The sequence below is a fragment of the Lentzea sp. NPDC102401 genome, from assembly GCF_044765805.1.
GTDB lineage: Bacteria > Actinomycetota > Actinomycetes > Mycobacteriales > Pseudonocardiaceae > Lentzea > Lentzea sokolovensis.
Genome location: NZ_JBIWKS010000018.1, coordinates 177174 through 183601, shown reverse-complemented (window position 1 = coordinate 183601; position 6428 = coordinate 177174). Strand labels below are relative to the sequence as shown.

The following is a 6428-nucleotide window of genomic DNA, read 5'->3' as shown; positions in this document are numbered from 1 at the left end:
AACTCCTGAGGGTAAGGCTTGGGCACAGCGACATCCTCCCAGCTCACCATCACGGCAAGCCAACTCAGATGTCACCAATCCGTGCAGCAGACCCGCGTCTACGTCCAGGACCTGGCTACCCACAAGGCCTCGCGAGTCGTCGAGGGCCTGTCGTTCAACTACGCGCTGACCGGCATCGACGGCGCGGAGGCCGTGATCGGCAGCCCCGCCAAGGGGTACGTGAAGGCGTCGGGCCTGCGCGCCGCCTCGCTGGACGGTGAGGTGACCACGATGGGCCGGCTGAACCGCGCCGAGTACATCCACCAGCTGTGGGACACGCGCAACGAGTTCAACGGCAACTCGTCCTGCGGCCCGACCAGCGCGGTCATCGACCTCGTCACCTACCAGCTCACGAACGAGTTCGGTGTGCAGGTCCCACAGCCGACCTCGCACTACTCGAAGTGGGGCCGCTACATCACCGACGAGTTCAGCAACCGCGGCACCACCTTCAACCGCACGATGAACGACTGGGACCGCGTCGGCAACTGGAAGGGCGCGCACGGCTGGATCACCGGCTACTACTGCCCCGGCAACCGCCCCTGCGCCTCCTGGGAGTCCGAGCGCGACTTCCTGGCCCGCAACGGCGCCGCGGCCCAGCAGGGCAACTTCACGCCGGCGCAGGTCCGCGCGTTCCTCGACCAGGGCAAGTTCGTGATCATGAGCGGCACCTGGGGCTCGACCTCCGGCCACCTGTCCGTGGTGATCGGGTACCACGACAACGGGTCGTTCTACGTCCACGACACCTATGGGGCGGGTACGGACGGGAGTTACGACGGGGCGAACCAGCTCTACACCTGGAACTACATCGCTCCCGCGCAGATGTGGGCCGCATAGATACTTGACAGTGGTCGTCAAGTACTTGCTATCGTCTGTCAAGTGGCGACCACCTCGGAACACGTGGACCTGCGGACCGACCTGATCCGGCTCGTGACGAGCCGCCTGCTCGACCCGCTGGAAATCCTGCTGCCGCAGGCCGATCTCCTCGGCCTGCGGCAGTCCGTCGAGGCCGACGCCGAGATGTGGGCGGCCCAGCTGCTCGGACCGGACGACGCGGTGGCCCGGCAGGTGGCCGTCCGCCTGATGGCCGTTCTCTATCCCGGCGACACCCCGTTCGACCCACCCGAGAGTTGGTGGGCCACACCGTTGGGGCGTGCCGCCGCGAGGCGCGCCGGTCACCCGAGCAAGGACCACGTGTCGTTGGGGGTGGCGGGCGCGATGCTCGGCATCACCCGCCAGGGCGTTCACGACCTCGTGAACCGCAACAAGCTGCTGCGGCACCCGGACGGCGGCGTGACCGTCGACTCGATCCGCACACGGCTGAGCCTGAGGAGAGACCCGTGAAGTTAGCGGCAACCGACTTCGGCGGCGACGGCCAGCCCCACCTGCTCCTGCACGGACTAGGAGGTGACAGGTCCGTCTGGGAAACGCTGGCGCCGCACCTACAAGGGCGCGCCGTGGCGGTCGATCTGCGCGGACACGGCGGGTCGCCCGACGGGCCGTGGGAGTGGGAGGCGGTACTTGACGATCTCGACGCCGTAACAGTCCACTTCGGACTGGACAATCCCGTGGTCGTCGGGCATTCGCTGGGCGGCATCCTCGCGGGCATGTGGGCGTTGCGGCACCCGTCGTGCCCAGCCGCGGTGAGTCTGGACGGACACCGTTCCGCCACAACGGATCCGGCGAACTACGCGGGGCTGGCCGAAGACGCGGTGACTGAGAGCCTGGCGAAGCTGAACGCGATGTTCACCGCTCAGTTGGAGATGGTCACGAGGCCGGACCGCTCGATCACCTCGGTCCTGCGCACGTCGCCCGAGTTCCTGGACGCCCTGCCGATCTTCGCGAAGGTGACCAGCCCGTTCCTGCTGGTGCTCGCCACGCGCAACCTGCCGGTACCACCGGACCTCGTGCCGTTGTTCGACGCCCATCGCGCGGGATTACGTCGAGATCTACCGAAGAACGTGCAGGTGCACGAGATCGACGCGACGCACGGCATGGTGTCCGAGCAGCCGCAGGAAGTCGCCGCGATCATCAATCACTTCGTGAGCAGCCGCTTCAACGCCTGACGGGCCCGGCGTGGTGCCGCGCTGTCGTGCTCCAGCTGCAGGAAGTGGTTGAGCGCCAGCATGACGCCGAGGATCTCGTAGATCAGCTGGTCGACGTCCGTGTCCAGCTTGAGGTCGCCGTCGCTCACCGCTCGCCGGATGTGGATCCGCAGGTCCCTGCGCCACAACGCGTTCATGCCAGCCAGCGCGTCACGGACGCGGCCGCTGCGGCCGTCGAACTCGGCCGTGGCAGCGGTGAAGAAGCACCCGCCCGGGAGCACCTCGCGTTCGAGGTAGGAGACCCAGGCCTCGCAGACGTCGATGAGGCGTGGCAGGCCCGACGGCATCTGCTTGACCTTGCGCGGCACTTCTCGCAGGAAGACCTCCGCGGCCTGGTCGACCACCGCCAGTTGCAGGGCCTCCTTGGTGCCGAAGTGCCCGAGCAGTCCCGCCTTGCTCATCCCGAGTTCTGTCGCCAGCCGCCCGATCGTCAGGCCTTCGAGCCCTTCCGCCGAGGCGATGGCGAGGCTCCGGTCGAGGATGCGCTGCCGCGTCTCGCGGGTGTCGGCGACGGATCGGCGCGGGCTCATGTTTGTAGTCTACGTCTCTTTAGCTACCGACCGATCGGTTGCTATATTCGCCGGGTCGCCTGGTCTGAAGGAGAGTTCACCTTGTCCGGATCCCGTGTGGTCGCGTTCGGCCATCACCAGCCCGAGCGCGTGCTGACCAACGCAGACCTGGAAAAGATGGTGGACACCAACGACGAGTGGATCCGCCAGCGCACCGGCATCGCCACCCGGCGCATCGCCGCCGAGAAGGAGACCGTCGCCGACATGGCCTCCGCAGCGGGAGCGAAGGCACTCGCCGCGTCCGGGCTCGCGCCGTCCGACATCGGGCAGGTCATCGTCGCCACCTGTTCGGCGATCGACCGCTCCCCCTCGACCGCGGCCAGGGTGGCGGCGCACCTGTCGATCCCGTCGGCGGTCGTCTTCGACCTCAACAACGCCTGCGCGGGCTTCTGCACCGCGCTCGCCACCGCCGACCACACGATCCGCGCCGGTGCCGCACAGCACGCGCTGGTCATCGGCGCCGAGAAGATGTCCGACCTGGTCGACTGGACCGACCGCTCCTCCTGCATCCTGCTGGGCGACGGCGCCGGCGCGGCCGTGGTCAGCGCCTCCCCCGACGCCCTCATCAGCCCGGTCACCTGGGGTTCGGATCCGACGCGCAGCGACGCGGTCCGCCTCGTCGACGAGTGGCAGCCCCGGTTCTCCCAGGAGGGCCAGGCCGTCTTCCGCTGGGCCACCAGCGAACTCCCCGCCGTCGCCATCCAGGCGTGTGAACGGGCCGGCATCGCGGTCACGGACCTCGCGGCCGTGGTCACGCACCAGGCCAACCTGCGGATCATCGAGGCGATGACGCGCAAGCTCGGTCTGCGCGAGGGCACCGTGATCGCGCGCGACGTGGTCGAGTCGGGCAACACCTCCGCCGCCTCGGTGCCGCTCGCGCTGTCCAAGATGGCCGAGCGCGGGGAACTCCCGTCCGGTAAGCCCGTCCTGCTGTTCGCCTTCGGTGGCGGACTGTCGTGGGCGGGTCAGGTGATCACCGCTCCGTGAGAGGGCCAAGCGAGGGCACGGATGGAGCGTGCCCTCGCCCGTGGCGATGTCTCCCTGTCCCTGCGACCGACATCGCCAGCCTGAGTGGCTGGTGGTGTGGCTCGGAACGTCGCCGGGCGAATTCGCGGCCGGACGGGTACATCGCAGCGCCGCCCACTTCACGGACGAGTGATCGCATTGATTTCACGCCGGACGGATTCGCTTCAGCGGACATTCCCGCACAATGACTGACTCTTCGGTGCGCCGTTTCACTTTTCAGTTGTGCGATTCTTCGCGTCATTGGTGAAGCGGGTCCCGCCGGGGATGCGGGACCCGCTCCTGCCGCTGGTCGTCAGACGGTGACCGACCAGCTGCTCAGCACGCCGACGTCACCGGGGCCGTTGTCCCCGATCCGCAACGTCCACGTGCCGCCCGCGGCCTCCCCCGCCGCCGGGACCACGGTGAACGTCCTGCCGCCGGGGAACGGGGTGCACGAGTAGTTGCCGCCCGGCGTCCGCAGCAGCGGGTACCAGCGGCCACCCGGCGCCACCAGCGTGACGTTCAGGTCTTCCAGGCAGGTGTGGGTGGCACCGACATTGACCGTGATCGGGTTCTGGGCGGCACCGGTCGCGGTGGACCGCACCGGGCTGATCACCGTCTGGAAGTCCCGGATCTGGTAGTCCGTGTCGTTCGTGAACGTCCGGCCGCCCGTGTCACCGGGCGACGTGCGCGCGGACACGGCCGGGCTGGGCTGGGACTTGTTGCCCGCCGCGTCCCTGGCCTGGACGGTGAACGAGTACGACGTGTCCGCGGTCAGGCCCGTCACGGTCGCCGTGGTGCTCGTGACGGTCGTGGCGAGCGCACTGCCGTTGTAGACCTCGTAGCCCGCGACGCCCACGTTGTCGACGGACGCGTCCCAGGCCAGCGACACGCTGGACGCTGTGACGCCGGTCGACCTGGGGTTTCCTGGCGTCGTGGGCGGTTCGTCGTCCGCCGTGCCCGGCTGGGTACGTGCGTTGACGGGCGCGCTGGCGGCGGACGCGTTGCCCGCGGCGTCCTTGGCCTTGATCGTGAAGGTGTAGTCGTTGTCCGGCTTGAGACCGGTGACGGTCGCCGTGGTGCCCGTGACCGTCGTGGCGAGCGCACTGCCGTTGTAGACCTCGTAGCCTGTCACGCCGACGTTGTCCGTGGAGGCGTCCCACGCCAGTGACACGCTGGACGAGGTGGTGCTCACGGCGCGAGGGGCGCCGGGAGCGGTGGGCGCGGTGGTGTCGCCCGTACCACCGGTGACCAGCGTGAGGTTCCACTTCCGCAGGGCCTCGTTGACCGGCTGGAAGATCGACAGGTCGTCGTCGTTGGTCGGGTTCTGCACGCACTGCGACGGGCCGCCGTCGTGCAGGCCGACTGCCTTGTCGCCGAGCAGCCAGCCACCGCCGGAGTCGCCGCCGAGCGAGCACGCGGTGGTCCAGGTGAGGTCCTCGATGACCAGCCCGCCGCCGTAGTCGACGGACTTGTGCGTGTACTTGACCTCGCCGCACTTCCACTTCGAGGTGTTGCCGGAGTGGCAGACGCGGTCGCCGACCATGGCCTCGGCGGACCCGGTCACGGTGATCGCGGGCTCGCCCCAGGTGTTGACCGCGGCGGACAGGTTCCAGCCGGACTCGGTCACCGCGACCACGCCCATGTCGCCCTCGCGGGCGTTCACGCTGCGGCCGCCACCGACGTTCGAGGTGCCGAGGCGGTTCTGCTGCCCGGACTGCCCGTACGCGGCCTGGTTGGCATCGTTCGTGCAGTGCCCGGCCGTCAGGAAGTGCTTGGCGCCGTTGGCGTCCGTCGCGCCGAACCCGACCGAGCAGTTCGACTCGGATCCCGGCCACCACGGGCTGCCGGTCTGCACCGTCCCGGCCTGCTGGCGTTGCTGCGAGTCCGTCTCGACGACGCCGGCCCCGAGCTTCTGCACGTCCCGCAGGAACTTCTCGGTGGCCTGGGTCTTCCTGGTCGTGTTCACCGTGACGCCGACCTGGTTGTTCCTGACGTCAACGCCCCAGCTGTACACGCCGGGCACGCCGGTGCCGATCAGCCTGCGGAACTCGTCGAACTGCCGGTCGAGGTCGGCCCGGCTCCGCTGGACCCTGGTCGCCTTGACGCCACGCGCGTTCGCCTGAGCCACGGCCTCGTCGGTGGTGACCGCGACGGTCAGCGCGCCCGCCCCGGCGTCGAACCAGTGGCCGGCGAGCTGGTCGAGCAGGGACGGCGGGAGGCTCTTGAACCGCTTGTGCGCCTCGTCCTGAGCGGTGAGCTGGGTGCGTGCCTGCTGGGGCGAGATGCCCAGCGCCTTCGCCACCCCGTTCACGGCGGCGGGCGGTACTGCGGGGGTGTCGGGCTGGACGGCTTGCGCCGATCCGCCCTGAATCGCCGCGAGAACACCGATCGCGACGACCGGCCCGCACGCGGCGGCGATGATTCTGCGCATTCGCATGGCTGGAACTCCTTCAAGCAGGGTTCCGGAAAAATATGTCCGGAAACCGGCCTGCGGACAGCCACGACCGCGTTTAACAGTTCAGTTCGGCGTGTTCGTGGATCGAATTTCCCCGGAAACAGGCCGGTGTGGCGACTCGGGAGCCCGCCGAGCCGCCACACCGTTGGTGACGCACGAGAAGAAGGTTCAGGCCGCCGGTGCGGGAACGAGCGCATCGCCGCGTGACGTCATCGGTCCGCCACCTGGCCACACGGGCGACGTCGGAGTTCGCCG

Annotated in this window: 6 protein-coding genes; 4 read left to right on the top strand and 2 right to left on the bottom strand. The window is 69.0% G+C overall.

Annotation, left to right across the window (positions count from 1 at the left end):
- Nucleotides 1–81 precede the first annotated feature (81 nt).
- The 3 genes from ACIRG5_RS43235 to ACIRG5_RS43225 are packed head-to-tail and all read left to right on the top strand — an operon-like array spanning nucleotide 82 to nucleotide 2102.
- A complete protein-coding gene (locus ACIRG5_RS43235) occupies nucleotides 82–873 on the top strand; it encodes a C39 family peptidase (RefSeq protein ID WP_402916374.1) in 792 nt (263 codons plus the stop codon).
- 42 nt (nucleotides 874–915) lie between these two features.
- Nucleotides 916–1380 (top strand): hypothetical protein, encoded by a 465-nt coding sequence (locus tag ACIRG5_RS43230; protein WP_402916372.1) that lies wholly within the window; start codon nucleotides 916–918, stop codon nucleotides 1378–1380.
- A complete protein-coding gene (locus ACIRG5_RS43225; RefSeq protein ID WP_402916370.1) occupies nucleotides 1377–2102 on the top strand; it encodes an alpha/beta fold hydrolase in 726 nt (241 codons plus the stop codon). Before ACIRG5_RS43230 ends, ACIRG5_RS43225 begins: the two co-directional genes overlap by 4 nt.
- Here the strand turns inward: ACIRG5_RS43225 and ACIRG5_RS43220 are convergent.
- Nucleotides 2072–2671, bottom strand: coding sequence for a TetR/AcrR family transcriptional regulator (locus ACIRG5_RS43220; protein WP_093604193.1), 600 nt, complete (start codon nucleotides 2669–2671; stop codon nucleotides 2072–2074). The genes ACIRG5_RS43225 and ACIRG5_RS43220 overlap by 31 nt on opposite strands.
- Before the next feature lie 81 nt (nucleotides 2672–2752).
- Between ACIRG5_RS43220 and ACIRG5_RS43215 the strand changes: the two genes are divergently transcribed.
- Nucleotides 2753–3697, top strand: a complete 945-nt coding sequence (locus ACIRG5_RS43215) for a beta-ketoacyl-ACP synthase III (RefSeq protein WP_402916368.1) — start codon at nucleotides 2753–2755, stop codon at nucleotides 3695–3697.
- 331 nt (nucleotides 3698–4028) lie between these two features.
- On the opposite strand, the gene ACIRG5_RS43210 is transcribed toward ACIRG5_RS43215, so the two are convergent.
- Nucleotides 4029–6155 carry a fibronectin type III domain-containing protein gene (locus ACIRG5_RS43210; RefSeq protein ID WP_402916367.1) on the bottom strand — a complete coding sequence of 709 codons (2127 nt, stop codon included), beginning with the start codon at nucleotides 6153–6155 and terminating at the stop codon, nucleotides 4029–4031.
- Nucleotides 6156–6428: the final 273 nt, after the last annotated feature.